This window comes from Shuttleworthella satelles DSM 14600 (genome assembly GCF_000160115.1).
In the GTDB taxonomy this organism is placed as follows: Bacteria; Bacillota; Clostridia; order Lachnospirales; family Lachnospiraceae; genus Shuttleworthia; species Shuttleworthia satelles.
In genome coordinates this window covers 1,277,953-1,300,204 of the sequence record NZ_GG665866.1, presented here as the reverse complement: position 1 = coordinate 1,300,204, position 22,252 = coordinate 1,277,953, and the positions used below count along the sequence as shown (strand labels likewise).

Sequence of the window (22,252 nt, the reverse complement as noted above, 5' to 3'; positions counted from 1 at the left end):
GAAGAAGAGAAGAGCTCAGCCTCCGGGGAAATGTCCCCGGAGGCTTTTTTCACATGATGGAATGCTCATGCGGAATGTCTGTACGCATGTATTCGACAGTTACAGCAGCAGAATGCGCGCGAAAGGCCCTAGGATCTTACCTTTGCAATCTGTCATTGAGCATGTCAGCGAAAATGGGGACAGGCGAGTCGTTTCATGCTATACTTAAAAAGGTTAGTTGAGTCTAACATGGCGAAAGCAGAGAAAAGAGCCGACCGCTCTGTTTCGACAAAGATCGGAAAAAGGCGCTTGTATGACATTGGCGGATAGCAGAAGGGGATTTTTCGGGAAGGAGAAAGAGCTTATGGATACAGAAAAGAAAAAGCAAAAGGGGATTTTTGACTACATCTTTCAATTTGCGGGTGACTACAGGAGCAGCTACATAAAAAGTGTGGTCTTTGCCGTGATTGGGGTGGTCTGTTCCATCGTCCCCTATATTCTGATGGGAGATATGGTAAAAAAGCTCCTTGAGGGGGAGAGGGAATTCAAGGTTTATCTGACGGAAGGGCTTGCAATGGCTCTTTTTTGGATTCTGCGTGTGACCTTCCATACGGTCTCCACGAAAATCTCGCACAGGACAACCTTCAAACTGATTGGGAATGTTCGGATCACCCTTGTCGACAAGTTGTCCCGTCTGCCCCTGGGAACCGTTCAGGGGATGGCCTCCGGCACACTGAAGAATATTATCTGTGAGCGAACGGATTCCATGGAACCGGTACTGGCGCATGTCGTGCCGGAGTTTACAGCGAATCTCTGCGCGCCGCTCATGCTCTTTATTTACATCCTGACCATAGATTGGAGGATGGCCCTGCTCTCACTCGCTACGCTTCCGATTGCGGCGATCGCGATGGCGTGGATGTTTAAGGACAGCGACAAGAGGTTTCAGAAGACGCAGGAGACCACCAAAAAGCTGAATGATACCGCGGTGGAATATATCGGGGGGATTGAGGTTATCAAGGCCTTCGGCAAGGCGGAGAGCTCCTATCAGCGCTTCGCGGATGCCGCCAGGGAGAATGCCAACAGCTTCATCGATTGGATGATGGCCTGCATTGTTCCCTTCTCGCTGGGCATGGTGATCACACCGGCGACTCTTTTGTCTGTTCTTCCCATCGGCGCGATATTCACGATACAGGGCTCTCTTTCGCTCTCCAATTATATTATGATTGTGGTTTTATCCTGCGGGCTGATTGCGCCGCTCATTACCGTGATGAGCTATAACGATGACATCACCAAGGCGACTTCAATTTTCGGAGAAATCGACGCGATCTTAGAACTGCCTGAGCTCAAGCGGCCGCAAGTCAGCAGGAATCTGCCCCAAAACCACGGCATTCAACTGCGGGGCGTTCGTTTTGGATACGGTGAAAAGGAAGTGCTCCACGGCATCGACCTGGACATAGGGGCAGGGAGCGTGACGGCCCTGGTAGGCCCATCCGGCAGCGGAAAGTCAACGCTGGCGAGGCTGATCGCCTCCATGTGGGATGTGAAAGAGGGGAGTGTCCTGGTCGGCGGGGCGGATATACGGGATATGTCGATAGCGGATTACAGCGCGCAGATTGCCTATGTGTCGCAGGACAGCTTCCTTTTTGACGCTTCTGTGAGAGAAAATATTCGCATGGGCAGACCATCCGCCACGGATATGGAAGTGGAAGAGATCACGAAAAAGAGCGGCTGTTACGAGTTTATTATGGGCCTCGAGAAGGGCTTTGACACAATCGTGGGCGGCAGCGGAGCGCACCTGTCCGGCGGGGAGCGACAGAGGATTTCCATCGCGCGGGCGATGATGAAGAACGCGCCGATTCTGATTCTCGATGAGGCGACTGCCTATACGGATCCGGAAAATGAAGCCGTCATACAGAGGTCTGTTTCCGAGCTCTCCAGGGGAAAGACGCTCATTGTGATTGCACACAGACTCTCTACGGTGATCGATTCTGACCAGATCGTTGTGATCCGGGACGGAAATATCGAGGCCAGGGGCAGGCATACAGAGCTTTTAGATTCCTGTCCTCTCTATCGGAATATGTGGGAGGCCCATGTTTACGCAAAGGATGCCGATGAAGAAGGGGGTGCAATCGCATGATTTCTACGCTAAAGAAATTTTTTGAATTTTGCAGAGTGCAGAATCGCCGTATGTTTTACAGGACGCTTGGCATAGGAGTCATTATCGCTGCCTGTGAAGCGGCCAAGTTCCCGGCAATCTATCTGGTGTTGGCCGGATTTTTGTCCGGGTCCATATCGAAAAATATGATTCTGTCCGGCTTTGTGATTTTGTTGATCGCCTCACTGGTGGAGTCTCTGGCCAAGGGCAGGTCAACAATGCTGCAGTGCAGGGCAGGATACTGTGAATGCGCTGAGAAGAGAATCGAAATCGCGGAGCATTTGAGATATCTGCCCATGGGATATTTCAATCAGAACAGCCTCGGTGAGATTACGACGGTTACGACCAATATTATGGAGCAGCTTGGCGACGTGGCGACCAGGGTTGTGATGTTGACAACACAGGGGATTTTGAATTCGGCGATCATTGTTCTTCTGATTCTTATCTATGACTGGAGAATCGGACTGATCTGCCTGATTGGCATCGGGCTATTCGCCGGGATCAATCGGGCCATGCGAAAAGCGAATGCCAGGGTATCCGTGACCAAGGTAGAGACGGATACCAGGGTGATTTCGGGTGTCCTGGAGTATGTTCAGGGGATCGCGGAGGTGAAGGCCTATAATCTGGTCGGTCAATCCAGGAAAAAACTGGATGATACCATTCGGATGGCCGGTGACATCAATACAGACATGGAGATGATCTGTAACCGCTATGTTCCCTTGCAGAACATGGTATTAAAGCTGACCGGCGTCGCGATCCTCCTCTTCTCAATTTCCTTTTATCTCAGCGGAAGCATGGGGCTTTTGGAGGTGTTTATCATGATGATTATGTCCTTCCAGGTCTTTGCGGGCCTTGAGGCCATGGGAGCTTATTCCGCGCTTTTGAGAGTCGTTGACCTGTGCGTGGAGCGGGGAAAGGAAGTGCTGGCCCTAAAGCCCATGGATATATCGGGGCAGGAATATGAGCCAAAGACAGATGATATTGAAGTCTCAGAGATCGATTTCTCCTATGACACAAAGAAAATCATCGACCATGTGTCGCTTAAGGTGCCGGAGAGAACGACGGCAGCTTTCGTGGGACCGTCCGGCGGAGGCAAGACAACACTCTGCCACCTGATCGCCCGTTTCTGGGATGTGGATCGGGGAAGGGTGTCCCTCGACGGAAAGGATGTCAGAGACTATTCCATGGATTCTCTGATGGATAATTTCAGCTTTGTCTTTCAGAATGTCTACCTCTTCCATGATACGGTTGCGAATAATATTCGCTTTGGCCGGCCGGACGCGCCGATAAAGGACGTCATTGCGGCCGCGAAAAAGGCCTGCTGCCATGACTTTATCATGGCGCTGCCGGATGGATACGATACGATCATCGGCGAAAACGGGGCCTCCCTGTCAGGAGGAGAGAAACAGCGCCTGTCGATTGCAAGAGCAATCATGAAGGATGCTCCGATTATCATTCTCGATGAGGCGACGGCCAATGTCGATCCTGAAAATGAGAAGGACCTTATGGAGGCAATCCAGGCTCTGACAAGGGAGAAAACAATCCTGATGATCGCCCATCGCTTAAAGACAGTGCGAAACGCGGATCAGATCTTTGTCATCGACAAGGGGAAGATTGTTCAGAGGGGCACGCATGAGGAACTGATGGAACAGGAAGGAATCTATCGGCGCTTCGTCGACTCCAGACGGCAGGCAATCGGCTGGAAGATCGGATAGGGCCGAGCTTATTGGTTCGATTAGAAAGTCTAACAATTGCTGCCCGCTTTATATAGTAAAATAGATGTGCCACGATCAGTGATGATAGGGCGGTTTGCCCTGGAAAGGAAGAGAGTATGGCGCAGGTTGGAATCGTGATGGGCAGTGACTCGGATATGCCGATTATGGCGAAGGCAGCCGATATTTTAGACCAGCTTGGAATCAGCTATGAGATGCGGATTATTTCCGCGCACAGAGAGCCGGATGTCTTTTTCGACTACGCAAAGAGCGCTGAAGAAAGAGGCTGCAAGGTCATCATTGCCGGCGCCGGCAAAGCGGCCCATCTGCCCGGCATGTGCGCGGCTCTCTTTCCCATGCCGGTCATTGGCATTCCCATGAAGACATCGGATCTGGGAGGGGTGGATTCTCTCTACTCCATCGTGCAGATGCCCTCCGGCATTCCGGTTGCCACGGTCGCCATTAACGGCGGCGCCAATGCCGGGATTCTGGCGGCCAAGATTCTGGCCACGTCAGACCCGCAGCTTCTTTCGCGCCTGAAGAAGTACGCGGAGGATTTGAAGAATCAGGTCGTCGAGAAGGATCGCAGGCTGCAGGAGTCAGGTTATAAGGCATACTGATGATTTGATTATGCTGTTTATGCCGCGGTTTTTTCCGAAAACATTGCCCGGTAAAAAGTGCATTCTCTTTGGAATATTGCCTTACGAAAAGCGTCTTCTGTTTTTATCGGCTGACAGATGAGATGGAAGCGGGGATATCCTGCTTGAATTGATGAGAAGAAAATTTGATCGATGCCAAAGGAGAGATTATGGATTATAAGAGCGCCGGAGTTGATATTGAAGCCGGATACAGGTCGGTGGAGCTGATGAAGACCTATGTGAAGGAGACGATGCGCCCCGAGGTCCTGGGCGGCCTGGGAGGATTCTCCGGGGCCTTTTCCCTGGCCGGCTGCAAGGACATGGAAGACCCGGTGCTTTTGTCCGGAACCGACGGTGTCGGCACGAAGATCAAGCTGGCCTTCCTCTTGGACAGGCATGACACGATTGGCATTGACGCGGTGGCCATGTGCGTCAATGATGTCGCCTGCGCCGGCGGGGAGCCCCTTTTCTTCCTGGACTACATTGCCTGCGGCAAGAACTATCCCGAGAAGATCGCCGCCATTGTCAAGGGGGTTGCCGAGGGCTGCCGCCAGTCCGACTGCGCCCTGATCGGAGGGGAGACAGCGGAGCATCCCGGTCTCATGCCCGAGGATGAGTACGATTTGGCCGGTTTTTCTGTCGGCGTGGTTGACCGCAAGGACATTGTGACCGGCGAACATGTCAGGGCCGGCGACGTCATCATCGGGATGGCTTCCAGCGGCGTTCACTCCAACGGCTTCTCTCTGGTACGCAAGGTTTTTGAGATGAGCCGGGAGTCCCTGGAGACCTATTATGAAGAGCTGAAAACGACTCTGGGGGAGGCCCTGCTGGCTCCAACCCGCATCTATGTACATGCCCTCAAGGCCGTTCGTCAGGCCGGAGTGACCGTCAAGGCCTGCAGTCATATCACCGGGGGCGGCTTCTATGAAAACATCCCCCGCATGCTGCCTGAGGGAAAGAGAGCGGTCATTGAGAAGAATTCCTATGAGATTCCGGCCATCTTCAAACTCCTGGCAAGGACCGGAAATATTGACGAGAAGATGATGTATAACACCTACAACATGGGCATCGGCATGATGCTGGTCCTTGATCCGGCAGATGTGGATACCGCTGTGGAAGCCATCCGGTCCGCGGGGGACAGGCCCTATGTGATCGGTCACATTGAAGACGGACAGAAGGGCGTGACCTTATGTTAAGAGTAGCTGTCTGCGTTTCCGGTGGCGGCACGAACCTTCAGGCCATCATTGACGCCGTGACTTCCGGCAAGATCAGCAATACAGAGATTGTGCAGGTTCTGTCCAACAATCCGGGAGCGTATGCCCTAAAGAGAGCCAGGCAGGCAAAAATTCCCGCGGTCTGTGTCTCCCGCGCAGATCATCCGGATAAAGAGGAGTACAATCAGATCCTTCTTGAGACATTACAGTCGGCTAAGCCGGACCTAATTGTCCTGGCAGGTTTTCTGGTTGTGATCCCGGCGGCCATCGTCAGGGCATTTCCCAATCGCATTATTAATATCCACCCGTCCCTGATCCCCTCCTTCTGCGGAAGCGGATACTATGGACTTAAGGTCCATGAGGGGGCCCTTAACAGAGGAGTTCAGGTGACCGGGGCGACCGTGCATTTTGTGGATGAGGGGACAGATTCGGGGCCGATTATCCTGCAGAAGCCGGTGGCGGTTCACGCTGATGACGATGCCAAAAGCCTGCAGCTGCGCGTGATGGAAGAAGCGGAGTGGAAGATCCTGCCTAAGGCGATTGACCTGATCGCCAACGATAAGGTCAGGGTAAAGGGGCGAAGGGTGACTATTGATGAGAAGCTGGATATTTTTGCCCTCTGAACTTTGCTGAGAGCTCTGAGCTTCGATAGGATCTCTGATCTTTGACAGGATTTTTGACGCCCCACCCGGGTTAGCATGATGTGATAAGGAGAGTTTTTATGAAGGTATTACTGATCGGCGCCGGCGGAAGAGAGCACGCCATACTCCACGCAATCTACAAAAGCCCCAGGGTGGACAAGATCTATGTCGCGCCCGGCAATGCCGGGATGCGCGATATGGCGGAACTGGTCGATATCGGCGTGATGGAATTCGATCAGCTGGTCGCTTTCGCCAGGGAAAAGGCAATCGATCTGGCGGTCTGCTCTCAGGATGATCCTCTCTGCGCCGGAATCGTAGATGCCTTTGAGGAGGCGGGAATCCGCATCTTCGGGACCCGAAAAAACGCGGCGATCATCGAGGGATCCAAGGCATTTTCCAAGAACCTGATGAAGAAGTACGCGATTCCCACGGCTTCCTATGAGGTCTTTACTGACCCGGATGCCGCCTGCGCTTACCTGGAGCATGAGAGCTATCCGATTGTGTTAAAGGCGGACGGCCTGGCTCTGGGCAAGGGGGTTCTGATCTGTCAGGATTTTGAAGAGGCCAAAGCTGGGGTAAAGGAAATCATGACAGACAAGAAGTTCGGGTCTGCGGGCAATGAGCTTGTCATTGAGGAATTCATGACCGGACGGGAGGTCTCCGCCCTGGCCTTCTGTGACGGCAGACACTACAAGCTGATGACGTCTTCCCAGGATCACAAGAGGGCGGGCGACGGTGATACGGGCCTGAACACCGGCGGTATGGGAACCTTCTCTCCAAGTCCCTTCTTCACAGATGAGATCCGCGATTACTGTGACAAGCATATCTTTCAGCCCACGCTGGACGCCATGCTGGCGGAGGGGCGTGAGTTCAAGGGAGTGCTCTATTTCGGCCTCATGCTGACGGCAGACGGGCCTAAGGTCGTGGAGTACAACACTCGTTTCGGGGATCCGGAGACCCAGGTTGTCCTCCCCCGAATGAAGACAGATATCATCGATGCCTTTGAAGCCTGCATTGACGGGAAACTTGAGAATCTGGATCTGGAATTTGAGGACAACGCGGCTGTCTGTGTCGTTTTGGCGTCAAAGGGATACCCTCTCTCCTATGAGAAGGGATTTCCCATCAGTGGCTTTGAGCACTTCGACAATGTCAGAGATTTCTGCTTCCATGCGGGAACCAGGCTGGCCGCAGACGGGACTGTTGTGACCAACGGCGGGCGCGTTTTGGGGATCACATCCAAGGGAGCCAGTCTCAGGGAAGCCAGAGACAATGCCTATCGGGCGACGGACTGGATCTCATTCGCCAACAAGTACATGCGGCATGATATCGGAAAGGCCATTGACGAGGCATCTGAGACCAGATAGAGAACTGCTGATGCCGGGACAGACGGGGCTGACGAGAAAACCGGCTGATGACGCAAATGATATAAAGCAGATTATATAGAGCACATCATATAAACTGGTTTTGCTCCTCGTCATATTCGTAGCCAATGGAAGCCAGTTTTTGAATGATCTCTTTTGTGTTGGTCATATGGGCCGCGCAGAGTCTGGTCAGGGAAGGATAGCGGTCTCTGAGCTCAGTGTTGACGAAACTGAGCAAGAGGACGGGGTCTCTCGGAAGATCAAGCATGGATGCCTCCTGTTCTGTGTTTTTACCTGGGGACAGGGAATTCAGCTGTCAGTCTGAAGCAGCCTTTGGGTCAGCGGATAGAGAATGGGGTAGAGGATGGCGGCAAGGGTGACGCCTGTGATTCCCTGAACGATATTAAAGGGGATGCCCGCGGCGGAAGAGACAATGGCGGAGGAGAGGACCGCAGAGGTAAATCCGCTGCCGGCTGCCAGACCGATCAGAAGAATCTTATAGATAAAGTAGCCGAACACCATAAAGGTCTCTCCGATAACGCCTCCGCAAATGACAGCCCCGATGACATTCTTTCGATGCGCCTTGATGAGGCCGGATCCCTGATGGGCTGATTCCTGCGCGTGCCTGCTGACAGAGGTCAGCCAGACTGACAGGTGCGCGGCGATCAGGGCGGTCAGGGCTTTGATCAGAAATGTGCCGGGCACATAGGTGAGGTAACCGGCAAAGAAGTCAGAAAGGGCACTTCCGATCCCGGCGGCCAGCCCGCCGGTCACCGGCCCGAGGAGGAGGCCGCAGAGCAGAACCATGGCGTCTCCGGGATGGATGTAACCCATAGTGGGAGTGGGGATACGCACCACCATGGTTGTCGCAGTTGTCAGGGCAGCCAGAAGAGCGGCCAGAATCAGTTTACGCAGGTTTGTCATTGCAAAGTCTCCCTTTATGTTAATGATCTGAACAGAGCCTGTTTCCTATTATCTTGAATAGGGCTTGATTTGTACAGGTTCATCTGTCGAAAAATCTGTGTCAAAGCATCAGATACCGTGTCAAAATATAAAAATATCAAACACAGTGTTCAAAATATAAAAGAAGGCATGTCAACGACTGAGAAAGAATACTAGCGCCGAGGGCAGTTCATTATCGTGAATTGTAAGAAGACGGATTGCGAGGGACGGAATCTCTATCAAGTCTTTTTAGGAGCCCTCTCTGACAAAAGATTAACGGAAAATTGCACACAATTGAATACAAAAGAATATGTATCAACTTTCGAACATAAATCCATTGTGCCGGTGAAAAAAGGGTTCTAAAATGACATAAAGATCTGTGAGAAATGCAGGAGCGGGCATTTGCCCGAAACCACATCAGACATAGGAGGGAATCAGTATGGGTTACGGATTTGGTGCAATGATCGATCGCCTGAAGGCGAATCCAAAGAAGATCGTATTTACAGAGGGCAGCGATGAGCGCATCCTTCAGGCTGCTTCCAGGCTGCTGGCCGGTACCTGGCTGCAGCCGGTTCTGGTCGGGGATCCGAAGGAGATCCATCGCGTTGCCGAGGCGGACGGGGATAATATCAATGGCGCCGCTATTATTGATCCCAACAACTTTGACCGCATGGATGAGATGGTGGATCTCTTTATTGAGCTGCGCGGCGCCAAGGCAGGCACAAGAGAGCAGGCGGTCAAGACTTTAAAGCAGGCCAACTATTTCGGGACGATGCTGGTTCGCATGGGCTATGCTGATTCCCTGCTGGGAGGCGCAACCTATTCCACAGCTGACACTGTTCGTCCTGCCCTGCAGATCATCAAGGCTGCCCCCGGCAACAGCATTGTCTCCTCCTGCTTTATTCTGGTTCGTCCTTCCGCAACCGGCGGAAATGAGGTTCTCTGCATGGCTGACTGTGCGATCAACCTGGTTCCCACAGAGGATCAGCTGGTCGAGATCTGCGGGCAGGCCACCAAGTGCGCGGAGCGCTTCGGCGTCGATCCCAAGGTTGCCTTCTTAAGCTTCTCCACCAAGGGATCCGGCAAGGGAGAATCAGTCACCAAGATGCAGAACGCAACGGCCAAGGCCAAGGTCAAGTATCCGGACCTTCCCATTGAGGGGGAGCTGCAGTTCGATGCGGCTGTTTCTCCAACAGTAGCCCGCCAGAAGGCTCCCGACTCCCAGATTGCAGGCCACTGCAATACTTTCATCTTCCCGGACATCAATGCCGGAAATCTCGGCTATAAGATCGCCCAGCGTATGGGTAATTTCGATGCCTACGGCCCCATTCTTCTCGGGTTAAATGCGCCCATCAACGATCTCTCCCGCGGATGCAATTCCCAGGAGGTATATGATATGGCGATCGTGACTGCTTCTCTGGCTTAAGAGCAGAGGTCTTTTTTATCTGCATTATCTGAGGCCGATGACGGACATGGACGATACAGATCCCGATATCAGCGAGGGAGAGTGGCGATTAGGAGCTGACTGGAGAATATTGACCGGCGCCCGGGATCTGGCAGGAAGCCGTGATCGGCAGTGACAGGGTCAGAGTGATGATATGAGCTAGGGACTACTATATTTTTTCGAAATCAACTATAATCAGGACTGGTTTTTGATAAGGAGGCAATATATGTTAGATGCAAAGATTGCAGAGATGATCAACGATCAGATCAATGCGGAGTTCGTATCCGCCTACCTCTATCTGGATTTCGCCAACTACTACGAAGATCAGGGGCTGGACGGTTTCGCCAACTGGTATCAGGTGCAGGCGCAGGAGGAACGTGATCACGCTATGCTCATGCGAACCTACCTGCTCAACAATGGGGAGAAGATTCATTTCAGCAATATCGAGATGCCCGTTAAGGAATACAAAAGCCCTGAGGATCCTCTGCACTATGCGATGGAACATGAGTGTTACATTACAGGTCGGATTAATCAGATCTATGGGGCGGCTCACGAGAAGCATGATTATCGCACCATGCAGTTCTATGACTGGTTCGTCAAGGAACAGGGAGAAGAGGAGAAGAATGCTGACGATCTGATCAAGAAGTTCAGTCTCTTCGGCCACGATCCCAAGGGGCTCTATGAGCTGAATCAGGAACTTCTGGCAAGAGCTTATGTCGCTCCCTCTCTGACCCTTTGATTCACAACAATAGAAGTGTTTTGGTGATTTGTTTCCTTGCCTTGAGAATCATTGAGATGTTGGGATAAGGAAATGGATGAAACATAAGGCCGACCCGGGAGAGCCAGAGGGTCGGCTTTTCTTATTCATGACAGTGAATTAGCACAAGGGAAAGACAGATGAGTAAATGGCTTTTGACCAATAAAAAGGCAGATTTTAAGGCTCTGGCCAGGGCCAATGGAATTGACCAGGTGACGGCCCGGGTCATGGTCAACCGGGGTGTCGCGGAAGAAGATTTTGACGCCTATTTGCATCCCTCCCTGGATCAGATCCGAAATCCCCATGATCTCAAGGATGTTGACAGGGCAGCTGACCTGCTGTCTGAAGCCATCGATGCAGGTAAGAAGATCCGCATTATCGGTGACTACGATATCGACGGGATCCAGTCGACTTATATCCTTCACCAGGCGCTTCTGACCTGCCAGGCCGATGTGGATTATGTCCTGCCCAAGCGGATCGAGGATGGCTACGGGCTCAATTCACATCTGGTGGAAGATGCCCACGAATCCGGCGTTTCTCTTATCATTACCTGTGACAATGGCATTGCGGCAAAGGAGGCAATTGCTCGTGCCAAAGACCTGGGGATGATGGTGATTGTCACGGATCACCATGAGGTTCCCTTTGCCATGGCCGATGGGAAAAGACTTGACAGGCTGCCCCCGGCGGACGCGATTGTCAATCCCAAGCAGGCGGATTGTCCCTATCCCTTCAAGGAAATCTGCGGGGCGGTCGTGGCCTGGAAGCTGGTCTTTGTTCTCTATGAGAAGCGTGGCGTCTCTGTGACTCTCGCCATGGATTTTCTGGAAAACGCGGCCTTTGCGACAGTCGGCGATGTCATGCCCCTGGTGGATGAGAACCGGACTATCGTCTCCCTGGGATTAGAGCGCCTGCGAAAGACCTCCAATCCGGGGATGGCCGCCCTGATGCGCGTCAGAGAGATTGATCCCGACCACCTGTCCGCCTATCATATCGGCTTCATCCTGGGCCCCTGTCTCAATGCCGCCGGGCGGTTGGAAACGGCGGAAAAGAGTACACGGCTCTTAGAGGAGAAAGAGCCAGAAAAGGCCTGGGTTTTGGCAGAGGACCTGGCAGCCTTGAATGAGACCCGCAAGGCCATGACAGCCAGAGGCCTGGAGGATGCCTTTACCCAGATCAAAGAAGGGGACTACGCAAAAGACCCGGTTCTGGTCATTTACCTGCCCAAGCTGCATGAGAGCATCGCGGGGCTGGTGGCGGGCAAGGTGAAGGAGAGTCTCTGGCGTCCCTGCTTCATCCTGACGGACGCCAGCGCAGAGGGCCTGGTCAAGGGGAGCGGCCGGTCCATTCCCCCCTACTCCATGTTCGAAGAGATGAACCGATGTAAGGATTTGATGGTTCAATTCGGTGGGCATCCCATGGCGGCCGGTCTCAGTCTGCGGCGGGACAAGATTGATTCCCTGCGCAGAGCGCTCAACGCGAATTGCACACTGACAGAGGATGACCTGCTGCCGAAGATCCACATTGATGTCCCTATGCCCTTGCATTACATCACGATTTCATTAGTGGAGGAGTTAAAGCGGCTGGAGCCCTTCGGAAACGGGAATCCAAAGCCCCTCTTTGCGGTTCGAAATGTTTTGGTTCGCTCTCTTCGAACCATGGGGAGGGAGGGACAATTCCTGAAATTTTCTCTGCGAGAAGGGTCATCAGAAGTGGAAGGAGTCTATTTCGGCGACGCGAGGGCATTTGCGACAGCGGTGGAAGAGGCCTATGGCCAGGGCTCCTGGGAGGAATTCTGCCATGGATTTCGAAGGGACCTTGCGGTTCGCATGGTCTATGAGCCACAGATCAATTCCTACCGCGGCAGAAAGAGTCTGCAGCTTGTGATCCGGGAAATTGAGCCGGAAGGCGACTGACGGACTCCGGCACAGCTGGTCTTCCCTGCGAAGAGTCAGCTGGAAAGAAGGGGCTGTTAGAGATAATATTAGAGATGCTATGGAAGCTGTTAGAATTTAAAGAATAGATTTTCCGGTTAACCATCAAGAACTTTTAGCGATCAGATCCAGGGCTTGTGCCAAGGAGAATCAGATCCAGGGTCTGCGGCGGGAAGAAGCATATTGAGGAAGATCTGCAATCGAAGGGGAGGAAAAGATGAGAGAAAGCTATACATTTGAATCCAAAGACAGACACTCTGAAATTCACGCAGTGCGCTGGGTCCCAGATTCAGGGAAGGTCAGGGGAGTCCTGCAGATTGTTCACGGAATGCAGGAGTATATCGAGCGATACGAGCCTTTTGCCCTCTGGTTAAATGAGCGGGGAATCGTCGTCTTCGGCCACGATCATATCGGCCATGGGGAGTCTGTGAGAGGGCCTGAGGAATGGGGGATCATGTCGCCCGAGCACCCGGCCGATATCATGGTTGAGGATATCTTTCGAAACTATCAGTTGGGGAAGGAGAAATGGCCCGGTTCACCTTTCTTTCTTCTGGGACATTCCATGGGGAGCTATTTGGTCCGCATGTTTCTGGGGAAGAAAGCAGGGGATTTGGATGGATTGGATGGGGCAATTGTCATGGGAACCGGTTCTCTGCCGGATTCCTCTCTGCGCTTTGGCCTGGCTGTTCTCAAGCTGATCGCCGCCTTTAGGGGCTGGAACTATCGCAGCTCGTTGGTTCAAAAGCTCAGCTTCTCAGGGCCTTATCAGCGCTATGACTTAAGCGGAAGGGATACCGGAAATTCCTGGCTGACCAAGGACCAGGAAATTGTGAAAAAGTACTACGCCGATCCCAAGTGCACCTATCTCTTCAGTCTGGGCGCTTATCGGGGGCTTATGGAGGCCTGCTATTATGACAATCGGCCGGAGCATCTCGCAAAGATACGCAGGGATCTGCCCCTCCTTTTGGTCTCCGGAGCCGAGGACCCGGTGGGTGATTTGGGCAAGGGGGTTGAGCGTGTCAGAGGGCAATACGCGGCGGCCGGCTTTTGTGATCTGCGGATGAAGCTCTATGAGAATGACCGGCATGAGATCTTAAATGAGACAGATCGTGAGCAGGTCTATGAGGACCTGTGGGATTGGATGCAGGAGCACGGGAGCAAGATAAACTCACAGGAACAGTAAGGCGCTGCATCTTCATCTTGCCGGTCGATGACTTTAGTCAGTTCTGCTCATCTTCTTTGGATATCTTTTCCCGCTTCTTGATCGCTTCTATCTTCTGACGATGACCGGGGCGGCTGCGCAGGAAGGGGATGAGATCGCTCAGAGGAAGCTTGCGCAGGTACCACTGCATGCGCAGGCGATTGCGCTCCGTGAAGCCGACCAGGATGTCATGGTTGGCCTCAGACAGGTAATCGATCACTCCGTCAATATCAGACTTGGCATTCTTGGGGCAGTGAATTGCCTGCCGATGGGTTGTCATGATATAGAGGGTGTATGAGATGCTGAAGTGGTGCCAGAGAATCCGGTGCAGGGTAGAATACTTATAGACCCATTTGATCTCTGAGATAGGGACAATGGCGACGCCGTAGACAGATGTTTCGATAAAGAAATGCTCTGTGATAAAAATATCCTCGGTGGCCAGCTGGGGCATGGTCGCGAGTTCTTCTTCCGCCTGGTCCAGCAGCTTCCATGGATCGCCGTAGGCTCCCAGCCGACGCACGGGAGCGGACAGCTTGGGAAAGAAGATGTACAGGAGGTCTAAAAGGAGACTGATGCCGGCGTAAATGCCTGTCAGCCAGATAAAAATCAGCAGGAGCCGGTGCAGGATACCGCGGGCATCGGCCTCAGAGACCATATAGGGGGAGAGGGCGCCAGCCAGACCGGCGTGCTCTCCCAAATCTTCCGTCAGATGAACCTTGATCCGGTCAAGGGAGGCGGGGTTTTTGATGATTTTGGCGAAGACTTCGACCTGATCAATCTGGGGCAGGCCCTGTGAGGATGTATCCGGCCGGAGAAGGACAATATAGCTCTTCTGATCCATGACCGTATAGTAGTAGTATCCGGTTGTCAGGCCGAACATCTGACGGGTATAGCCGGTGAAGTGGAGATTGGACAGGGTGAGATGCACGTAGTGAGTTTGATTTTGGTAGAGCTCTGCCAGATTAAAGGATCCTTCCACCTGCATGGGATAGAGTATAGAGCGGGCCGGAGACAGCGCGAAAAGCCCCAGCAGAATCAGCAGATAAATAGCGGGGGAAAGCACGCGTCGTCTGTAGAAGCCCGCGATGGAGCGGGAAATATAGTGATGAAAGCGCTCGGAGACATTGGTGCCGCCCTCGGTATCGGTCATAGGCGCGTGGACATTGGGCTTTCTGAGCCAGCGGAAAGGGCTCCGGAACCTGTATTTCATGAAAATTACCTGTTTTGTTGAAAAATCGGGGACAAGAAGGGGCTCTATTCCCTGAAAATACATCCCCGGGATGGACAGTCAAACGCGCATTCAGTATAACACAGATCAATGCTAAGATATTTGACGAGACCCGAAAAAGAGGAGAAGACGCATGGCCTGTTATGAGAGCTTTGCAGAAATATATGACCGCTTTATGGATGACGTACCCTATGATCGGTGGAGAGATCATCTGCTGTCTATTTTTAAGGAGTATGGGATTCGATCCGGTCTTGTCGCTGAACTCGGCTGCGGCACCGGCAATATGACCGAGCGAATGGCGGCCAGCGGCTATGACATGACCGGGATTGACCGGTCGACGGACATGCTGCAGATTGCCCAGGAGAAGCAGATACGCCGCCTTTTATCCAGGGAATCGGCAGCCGACTCGGAAGAGAAGACGGAGACCGCGCAGATCCTCTACCTGTGTCAGGATATGCGGTCCTTTGAGCTCTATGGTACGATGGCGGGGATTTACGCTGTCTGCGACGCTATGAATTATCTGTTGACGGAGGAGGATCTGCTGACGGTTTTGCGCCTGGTCAACAACTACCTGGACCCGGGAGGAGTTTTCATATTTGACCTTGTCTCGGAGGCTGCCTATCGAAAGATGGGAGAGAGAACGATTGCCGATTGCAGGGATATCGGGGCCTTCATCTGGCAAAATGAATTCGACGAGGCCCGTCGGATCAATCACTATGATCTGGAGATGTTCATCCGCGAGGACGCAGGGGAACTGGCGGTGGAGTCGTCGGTGGAATCGTCATCAGGCAAAGAGCAGGGCACTGAGGAGAAAAGAGACGCTGCGGGAGAGGGGAGAGAAGAGAGGGCATACTTTCGCCGTCATGAGGAGCATGTGACCAGGACCTATCCGGTCGACAGGGTCATTTGCCTGATAAAGGAGTCCGGTCTGGCCTTTGAGAAGGTTCTGGACGCGGAGACCATGGGGGAGATTTCAGACCGGACCCAGCGCTATTACTTTGTGGCCAGGGAGATTGCCAAGGCCGGATCAAAAAACACAGCATCGTTCAGGAGATGGAAATGAAAGATTACATTGTCAGAGGAACGGCGGCCGGGGATCAGATCCGGGCCTTTGCCATTCGCTCGAGGGAATTGGTTCAGACGGCGCATGAGAGACATAAAACAAGTCCGATCGCAAGCGCGGCTCTGGGCAGAAGCCTGTCCGCGGCTCTCATGATGGGGGCCATGATGAAGGGAGAGGAGGATGAACTGACTCTGCAATTCCTTGCTGACGGCCCTCTGGGAAATATCACCGTGACAGCGGATTCCAGGGGACACGCCAAGGGCTTTGTCGGCAACACAGAGGTCTATCTGCCGGCCAGGACAGACGGCCACCTGGATGTGGGAAGCGCGGTAGGAGGGGGAATCCTTCGCGTCATCAAGGACCTGGGACTCAAGGAGCCTTATGTCGGAACGGTCGACATCCAGACCGGAGAAATCGCTGAGGACCTGACCTATTATTTCGCGGCATCTGAGCAGGTTCCCTCCGCGGCAGGCCTGGGCGTTCTGGTGGGAAGGGATGAGAATATCCTCGCGGCGGGGGGCTTTATTCTACAGCTCATGCCCAATACGGAGGATGCGGTGATTGATCTTCTGGAGCAAAATCTGTCACGCATTCCGGACGTCACAGAGATGCTTGCTTCAGGCAGGCGGCCGGAGGATATGCTGGATCAGGCTCTGGCTGGTCTTGAACCCAAGATGAGGGGGACGCTGCCTGCCGCATTTCGCTGTGACTGCTGCAGAGACAAGGTGGAGCGGACTCTGATTTCCCTGTCCGACAGGGAGTTGCGGGAGATGATCGATGAGGGAAAGACGATTGAGGTCAAATGCCAGTTCTGCGGCCGGGCCTATCATTTTACAAGTGAGGAGCTGAGAGAAATCAGAGACAGCGCGCGGGCGGATTGACAGATGCAGCGCGCGGGCAGATTGACAGATGCGGTCTGAGGGCGAATTGACTGAGCCGGAGATAGATCTCAGGGATTGTGCTATAATGAGTCCGATTTTGTTTAAAAAGACAGGGAGCAGAGTATGGAGGAAGAACAGAAGAAGAAGCGGGGTCCTAAGAAGCTTTTGATCGCCGCTTCCTGTGTGGGCCTTCTGGCAGCTGCTTATCTGGGAGTCGGAATCTTCTTTAGAAGTCATTTTGTTCCCAACAGCAGGGTCAACGGGATCGATTCTTTCGGCAAGACGGCGCAGCAGATGGCAGATCTTCTTGCAGACAGAGAGAAGTCCTATCACATGGTCATTAAGACTGCTGACGGGGCCACCGAACAGGTGATCACGCCGGATATGGTCGATCTGTCCAGCAACCTTCAGCCAGGTGATATGAGCCGTTTACTGGCAAACCAGCAGGCCTTTCTCTGGCCCAGGTATCTTCTCGGGGATAAGCTGGAACAAAAGACAAGCGGTTGGAAGCTCAATCGAGATAAGTTAAATGCCCTGGTTGACGCTCTTCCGGAGGTCAGCCGGACAGACCTGGTGCAGACGAAGAATGCCGATCTGGTCTATGATCAGCAGCAGAAATCTTACCTTGTTCAGGAGGAAGTATACGGCAATAACATTGACACCGATCGGTTCAAGGATGCCCTGGCGGACGCGATTGTCAATTTACAGGAGGAAATCTCTCTGGCTGACTATGCGGTACAGCCAACGCTCAAAGCGGATGACAGCAGACTGAAAGAGCTCATCGGGAAAATGAATCAGATCGCCCAGATGAAGATCACTCTGAAGATCGGAGGAGACCAGGAGACGGTTCCGCAGGAGAAAATCATCTCGTGGATCGGGATCGACGAGAATGCCAATATGGTCGTGCATGATGAGGCGATCAGGGCATATGTCGGGGAACTGGCAGGCAAATACGATACGGTTGGCAAGAACCGCAGCTTTCATACTTCCTATGGGGCGGTCGTCAATATTTCCTCCGGGGACTATGGGAGGAAGGTGGACCAGGAAGCTGAGTTCAATGCCCTCAAGGAAAACCTGACAGACGGCAGGGACCTGACCCGCGATCTGAACTTCTCTCAGAAGGCGGCAGGCGGTGCCGGCGATGATATCGGGTCCAGCTATGTTGAGGTCAATCTGACTGCCCAGCACCTTTTTGTCTACAAGGATGGCAAGAAGGTAGTGGATACGGCGGTGACAACAGGCAAGCCTGTCAACAATCATCAGACCAATGTGGGGATCTTTCGGGTTAAGAGCCATGAGGCCAACCGAACGCTTCGCGGGAGAAATGACGACGGTTCCTCCTATGCCAGTCCGGTGAAGTACTGGATGCCGTTTGATGGTGGTATCGGACTCCATGACGCTCCCTGGAAGTCCAATTATGGGGGCAAGAATTATCTGACCAACGGATCCCACGGCTGCGTCAATCTCCCCCCATCTGTTGCGGGAAGCGTATTTGCCAATGTCTCTGTCGGCATGCCGGTCGTCGTCTATAATTTGCCCGGGACAGAGACTTCCTGCACTGACAGCGCAGTTCAGGCGGTAATCAACAAGATCAGCAAGGCCGGTTCCGGACCAGCGGCAGCCAAGGCGGCGACAGATGCCTATCAGGCCCTGTCCGCGGCGCAAAAAAAGGATGTATATAATCTGTCTGCCTTGAAAGAGGCGCAGAACAAGTACGCGGCCGCCCTGGCAGACGCGGCTAAGGTCGAAGAGCACGAGCAGGCGGTCAATACGGATCACGAATAAGAGCCGGGGGCTGTTCCCGCACTCCTGGCTGGGAGCCGATGCGACTGATGTAAGTAAAAGAGTCAGCGGATCGTACTGTTCCCGCGCTCCTGGCTGGGAGAGTTCTCAAGGGAGGGCATATATGTACGGGTGGAAGGATAATATTCGCAGGGTCAGGCCTTATATTCCGGGAGAACAGCCCGAATTAAAGGATATGATCAAGCTGAACACCAATGAGAATCCCTATCCGCCGGCGCCGGCGGTCGAGTGGATTCTGCGCGGCTATGACGCGGAGGAATTGAACCGGTATCCGGATCCCTCGGCCACACTGCTGGTTGATGCTATTGCCAGAAGATATGACCTGAGAAGAGAAGAAGTTTTTGTCGGCGTGGGCTCTGACGATGTTCTGGCTATGTCCTTCATGACTTTTTTCCATTCGAATCGCCCTCTTCTCTTCCCGGATATCAGCTATTCTTTCTATGATGTCTGGGCAGAGACATTTGATATTCCCTATCGTAAAATCCCCCTGGATGATCACTTCGAGATTCATTCCGAGGACTACGCGGGAGAGAATGGGGGCATTATCATTCCAAACCCCAATGCTCCCACCGGCATTGACGCGGGCCAGGAGAAACTAGAGCAGATCATCAGGGCAAATCCGAACGCGGTTGTCATTATTGACGAGGCCTATGTGGATTTCGGCGCGGTCAGCCTCCTGCCTCTGATTGATCGCTACGACAACCTGCTCGTGGTGCAGACCTTCTCCAAGTCCCGGGCTCTGGCGGGAAGCCGTATCGGCTTTGCCATGGGAAATCCCGAGTTGATCCGCGCGCTCTGGGATGTCAGAAATTCCTTCAACTCCTATACCATGGACCGAATCACGCAGAAGCTGGGAGCCGCTTCGATAGAGGATGAGGAATATTTTCAGGTGCAGCTGGCCAGGGTCGTTGCCAGCCGGGAATGGACAAAAAAGGAGCTTCGGAGGCTGGGATTTTACTTCCCTGACTCCAGGACAAACTTTATTTTCGCCAGACACGAGCGGCTGCCGGCCATAGAGATATTTCACGCGTTAAAGGAGGCCGGGATTCTGGTCAGGCACTTTGCGCTGCCAAAAATTGATAACTACCTGCGCATCAGCATTGGAACGGATCAGCAGATGCAGGATATGATCCGCTTCCTGGATCACTATCTGGCGGATCACTGAATTCGGATTGCTGATCTAGGATTGCTGTCTGGCGGATTACTGGTCTTAATCGCTGCCTGAGGAAGCACTGATTTTGAATCGGTATCTGCAGATTGATGATCAGAATCTTCTGATGCGCGCTTAGAGAACATTTCGGTCTTAGATGAGAGAAGAGGAAAATTTTATGGAGGCGCTTGTCAGCTGGTTTACAATGACACTGGGACAGCACATATCAAAAGAGGCGGTTGTCTTTATCATTTCGATGGTTCCCCTTCTGGAGCTGCGCGGGGGACTGCTGGCCGCAAGTCTCTTAAAGATTCCCCTCCTGACAGCGATTCCGATCTGTATTATCGGGAATATCATTCCGATTCCCTTTATCCTGCTCTTCATTCGAAGGATTTTCCTATGGATGAAGAAATTCAAGGGGATGGGACGGCTGATCGAGAAGCTGGAGGCCAGGGCCATGAAAAAGTCCGGCCAGGTTTCCAGCGCGGAGTTCTGGGGGCTTGCCCTCTTTGTCGGAATTCCTCTGCCAGGCACCGGCGCCTGGACCGGATCATTGATTGCGGCGCTTCTGGAGATGGATATCAAGAAGGCTGTCATTGCGGAACTGGTTGGGGTCGCCATTGCGACAGTCATCATGTCAGCTGTCAGCTATGGCCTCCTGGGCCTGTTTTTACATTGAGCGGAGGCAAAATGGACCTGTGTGAACTCTGCAATAATTATCTCTGGGACGATGAAGAGGAGTGCTATATCTGTGATCTGAACCTGGATGAGGATGATATGGTGCGCTTTTTGCAGGGGAACACAAGATCTTGTCCCTACTATCAGAGCAATGACGAGTACGAGATCGTGCGGCATCAGGCCTTTTGATGGGGAATGGAGTCAATGACTGCCAAATGACATCGGCAGCCGCCAGTTGAGGGGGCTCAGATTTCTCTGAGGATTTCAAAATGGTTCCGCTGGCTTCGGATCAGTCCCTCCCTGGTCAGTTTGCTGATTTCATTGGAGAGGGCGGAGCGATCGACAAAGAGATAGTCCGCCAGCTGCTGGCGGTTATAGGGGATGTCGAAAGTGTTGTTGTGCTGGCGCATGCTCTCAGAGGATAAGTAGGCCATGAGCTTATCGCGAATGGTTCTCTTAGAGATGCAGTCGATTTTCTGATTCAGCTGGAGGGTCCTCCGGGCAATCGAGGTCATGACATTCTGGATAATGCGGCTGTGGTAGCTGCAGGACTCTCCGCAGAGACTTGTGAAGGCGGAGAGATCAAAGAACATGATTTCGCAGTGAGAAGTGGCGATGACGGTGACATCGGTCGGAATTTGGGACAGAGCCGCATAGACTTCAGCGAACATGGAGCCGGAGGATAGGGCGGACATGACGGCGACATTGCCCCAGAAATCTTCCTTCTCAATGAGAGCGGTTCCGCTCAGGAGCAGACCAAAGCTATGGATCTGTTCCCCTGCCCGGAGAATGGTTTCGTTCTTCTCATAGGAGCGTTTCTGCGGATTCATGCAGGACATCATATGGTGAATCTCATTTTCGGATACGCCCAGAAAGAGATTCGATTTTTTGAGTACGGGAAGATATTCTTCATATTTGACCATGATCTTGTCTCCTATGTTATTGTTTGTTTTCTAAACTATATACCTATAACTACTACAAAAACGTTGTGATTACAACAGAAAGCAATCTGAAATGGACTATGCTGATAGGCGTAGGACAAGCGCAGATCGGAAGGAGGTGATGAGGCAATGTGGGACAAGGATACGCTTCTGGGAGATATTCTGGCGGACAGCCCGGATATGAGTGAGGTGTTGCTGGGACTGGGAATGCACTGTACATCCTGTTCCGTCTCCCGTATGGAGACCCTGGAGGAGGCCTGCAAGGTGCATAATCTTCCGGTTGATCCCGTTGTGAACTTCCTCAACGAAGAGGCTGAGAAGCTGGGTATTTGACGCGGGAGATTCGAGCGGGAGATTCATGGTAAGGAAGAGTCCGATTTACAGGTCTTTTTGTGATCGAAACCCTGCGGCATGAGCAGATTCGATTTCAGGAGCAGAACCCTGGTAAGAGGGGTACAGCAGAACCCGGCAAGAAGGACGAATCCGGTTTACGGAGGCGGTTTTCTGTGATAGAATCGCAGTTGTAAGTAAAG

General features: G+C 52.9%; 21 protein-coding genes. 17 read left to right on the top strand and 4 right to left on the bottom strand.

Going from position 1 to position 22,252, the window contains the following annotated elements; genetic code table 11:
- Window positions 1-343 precede the first annotated feature (343 nt).
- From GCWU000342_RS05860 to purD, 6 genes are all read left to right on the top strand, one after another.
- Window positions 344-2,116 carry an ABC transporter ATP-binding protein gene (locus GCWU000342_RS05860; protein ID WP_045000378.1) on the top strand — a complete coding sequence of 591 codons (1,773 nt, stop codon included), beginning with the start codon at window positions 344-346 and terminating at the stop codon, window positions 2,114-2,116.
- Complete coding sequence (locus GCWU000342_RS05855; protein ID WP_006906403.1) at window positions 2,113-3,849, top strand: ABC transporter ATP-binding protein; 1,737 nt, start codon at window positions 2,113-2,115, stop codon at window positions 3,847-3,849. Before GCWU000342_RS05860 ends, GCWU000342_RS05855 begins: the two co-directional genes overlap by 4 nt.
- 116 nt (window positions 3,850-3,965) lie before the next feature.
- On the top strand, window positions 3,966-4,466 hold the full coding sequence (gene purE, locus GCWU000342_RS05850) for a 5-(carboxyamino)imidazole ribonucleotide mutase (RefSeq protein ID WP_006906402.1): 501 nt from the start codon (window positions 3,966-3,968) through the stop codon (window positions 4,464-4,466).
- A gap of 188 nt (window positions 4,467-4,654) precedes the next feature.
- The gene (purM, locus tag GCWU000342_RS05845; RefSeq protein WP_045000756.1) at window positions 4,655-5,680 is read left to right on the top strand and encodes a phosphoribosylformylglycinamidine cyclo-ligase; all 1,026 of its coding nucleotides are present in this window, start codon (window positions 4,655-4,657) and stop codon (window positions 5,678-5,680) included.
- Window positions 5,674-6,321: a phosphoribosylglycinamide formyltransferase gene (purN, locus tag GCWU000342_RS05840; RefSeq protein ID WP_006906400.1), complete on the top strand. Its 648-nt coding sequence runs from the start codon at window positions 5,674-5,676 to the stop codon at window positions 6,319-6,321. The genes purM and purN overlap by 7 nt, the downstream gene beginning before the upstream one ends.
- A gap of 98 nt (window positions 6,322-6,419) precedes the next feature.
- Window positions 6,420-7,703: a phosphoribosylamine--glycine ligase gene (gene purD, locus GCWU000342_RS05835; RefSeq protein ID WP_006906399.1), complete on the top strand. Its 1,284-nt coding sequence runs from the start codon at window positions 6,420-6,422 to the stop codon at window positions 7,701-7,703.
- An 85-nt stretch (window positions 7,704-7,788) separates the two neighbouring features.
- Here purD and GCWU000342_RS05830 read toward each other — a convergent pair whose 3' ends face one another.
- Both GCWU000342_RS05830 and GCWU000342_RS05825 read right to left on the bottom strand, forming a co-directional pair.
- Window positions 7,789-7,968, bottom strand: a complete 180-nt coding sequence (locus GCWU000342_RS05830; RefSeq protein WP_006906398.1) for a DUF4250 domain-containing protein — start codon at window positions 7,966-7,968, stop codon at window positions 7,789-7,791.
- Window positions 7,969-8,009: 41 nt separating this feature from the next.
- Entirely contained in the window at window positions 8,010-8,624 is a 615-nt protein-coding gene (locus GCWU000342_RS05825; protein ID WP_006906397.1) for an ECF transporter S component, read from the bottom strand.
- A gap of 457 nt (window positions 8,625-9,081) precedes the next feature.
- On the opposite strand from GCWU000342_RS05825, the gene pta reads away from it, so the two are divergent.
- The 4 genes from pta (at window position 9,082) to GCWU000342_RS05805 (ending at window position 13,957) form a co-directional block, all read left to right on the top strand.
- Window positions 9,082-10,068 carry a phosphate acetyltransferase gene (pta, locus tag GCWU000342_RS05820; protein WP_006906395.1) on the top strand — a complete coding sequence of 329 codons (987 nt, stop codon included), beginning with the start codon at window positions 9,082-9,084 and terminating at the stop codon, window positions 10,066-10,068.
- A 244-nt stretch (window positions 10,069-10,312) separates the two neighbouring features.
- Window positions 10,313-10,825, top strand: a complete 513-nt coding sequence (locus GCWU000342_RS05815; protein ID WP_006906394.1) for a ferritin — start codon at window positions 10,313-10,315, stop codon at window positions 10,823-10,825.
- Between the two features lie 158 nt (window positions 10,826-10,983).
- Complete coding sequence (gene recJ, locus GCWU000342_RS05810; protein WP_006906393.1) at window positions 10,984-12,756, top strand: single-stranded-DNA-specific exonuclease RecJ; 1,773 nt, start codon at window positions 10,984-10,986, stop codon at window positions 12,754-12,756.
- A gap of 235 nt (window positions 12,757-12,991) precedes the next feature.
- Complete coding sequence (locus tag GCWU000342_RS05805; protein WP_006906391.1) at window positions 12,992-13,957, top strand: alpha/beta fold hydrolase; 966 nt, start codon at window positions 12,992-12,994, stop codon at window positions 13,955-13,957.
- A 37-nt stretch (window positions 13,958-13,994) separates the two neighbouring features.
- On the opposite strand, the gene GCWU000342_RS05800 is transcribed toward GCWU000342_RS05805, so the two are convergent.
- Entirely contained in the window at window positions 13,995-15,185 is a 1,191-nt protein-coding gene (locus GCWU000342_RS05800; protein WP_242649977.1) for a DUF6709 family protein, read from the bottom strand.
- 151 nt (window positions 15,186-15,336) lie between these two features.
- On the opposite strand from GCWU000342_RS05800, the gene GCWU000342_RS05795 reads away from it, so the two are divergent.
- From GCWU000342_RS05795 to GCWU000342_RS10645, 6 genes are all read left to right on the top strand, one after another.
- Entirely contained in the window at window positions 15,337-16,266 is a 930-nt protein-coding gene (locus GCWU000342_RS05795) for a class I SAM-dependent DNA methyltransferase (protein ID WP_006906389.1), read from the top strand.
- The gene (gene hslO / locus GCWU000342_RS05790) at window positions 16,263-17,147 is read left to right on the top strand and encodes an Hsp33 family molecular chaperone HslO (RefSeq protein WP_045000376.1); all 885 of its coding nucleotides are present in this window, start codon (window positions 16,263-16,265) and stop codon (window positions 17,145-17,147) included. The genes GCWU000342_RS05795 and hslO overlap by 4 nt, the downstream gene beginning before the upstream one ends.
- Window positions 17,148-17,270: 123 nt before the next feature.
- Entirely contained in the window at window positions 17,271-18,932 is a 1,662-nt protein-coding gene (locus GCWU000342_RS05785; protein ID WP_006906387.1) for a L,D-transpeptidase family protein, read from the top strand.
- A 121-nt stretch (window positions 18,933-19,053) separates the two neighbouring features.
- The gene (locus GCWU000342_RS05780; protein ID WP_006906386.1) at window positions 19,054-20,115 is read left to right on the top strand and encodes a pyridoxal phosphate-dependent aminotransferase; all 1,062 of its coding nucleotides are present in this window, start codon (window positions 19,054-19,056) and stop codon (window positions 20,113-20,115) included.
- A gap of 163 nt (window positions 20,116-20,278) precedes the next feature.
- Entirely contained in the window at window positions 20,279-20,779 is a 501-nt protein-coding gene (locus tag GCWU000342_RS05775; RefSeq protein ID WP_045000375.1) for a COG2426 family protein, read from the top strand.
- A gap of 11 nt (window positions 20,780-20,790) precedes the next feature.
- Entirely contained in the window at window positions 20,791-20,967 is a 177-nt protein-coding gene (locus GCWU000342_RS10645; RefSeq protein ID WP_006906383.1) for a DUF6472 family protein, read from the top strand.
- 56 nt (window positions 20,968-21,023) lie between these two features.
- Here GCWU000342_RS10645 and GCWU000342_RS05770 read toward each other — a convergent pair whose 3' ends face one another.
- A complete protein-coding gene (locus GCWU000342_RS05770; protein ID WP_006906382.1) occupies window positions 21,024-21,701 on the bottom strand; it encodes a Crp/Fnr family transcriptional regulator in 678 nt (225 codons plus the stop codon).
- 147 nt (window positions 21,702-21,848) lie between these two features.
- Here GCWU000342_RS05770 and GCWU000342_RS05765 point away from each other — a divergent pair, with 147 nt between their 5' ends.
- Window positions 21,849-22,052, top strand: coding sequence for a DUF1858 domain-containing protein (locus tag GCWU000342_RS05765; RefSeq protein ID WP_006906380.1), 204 nt, complete (start codon window positions 21,849-21,851; stop codon window positions 22,050-22,052).
- Window positions 22,053-22,252: the final 200 nt, after the last annotated feature.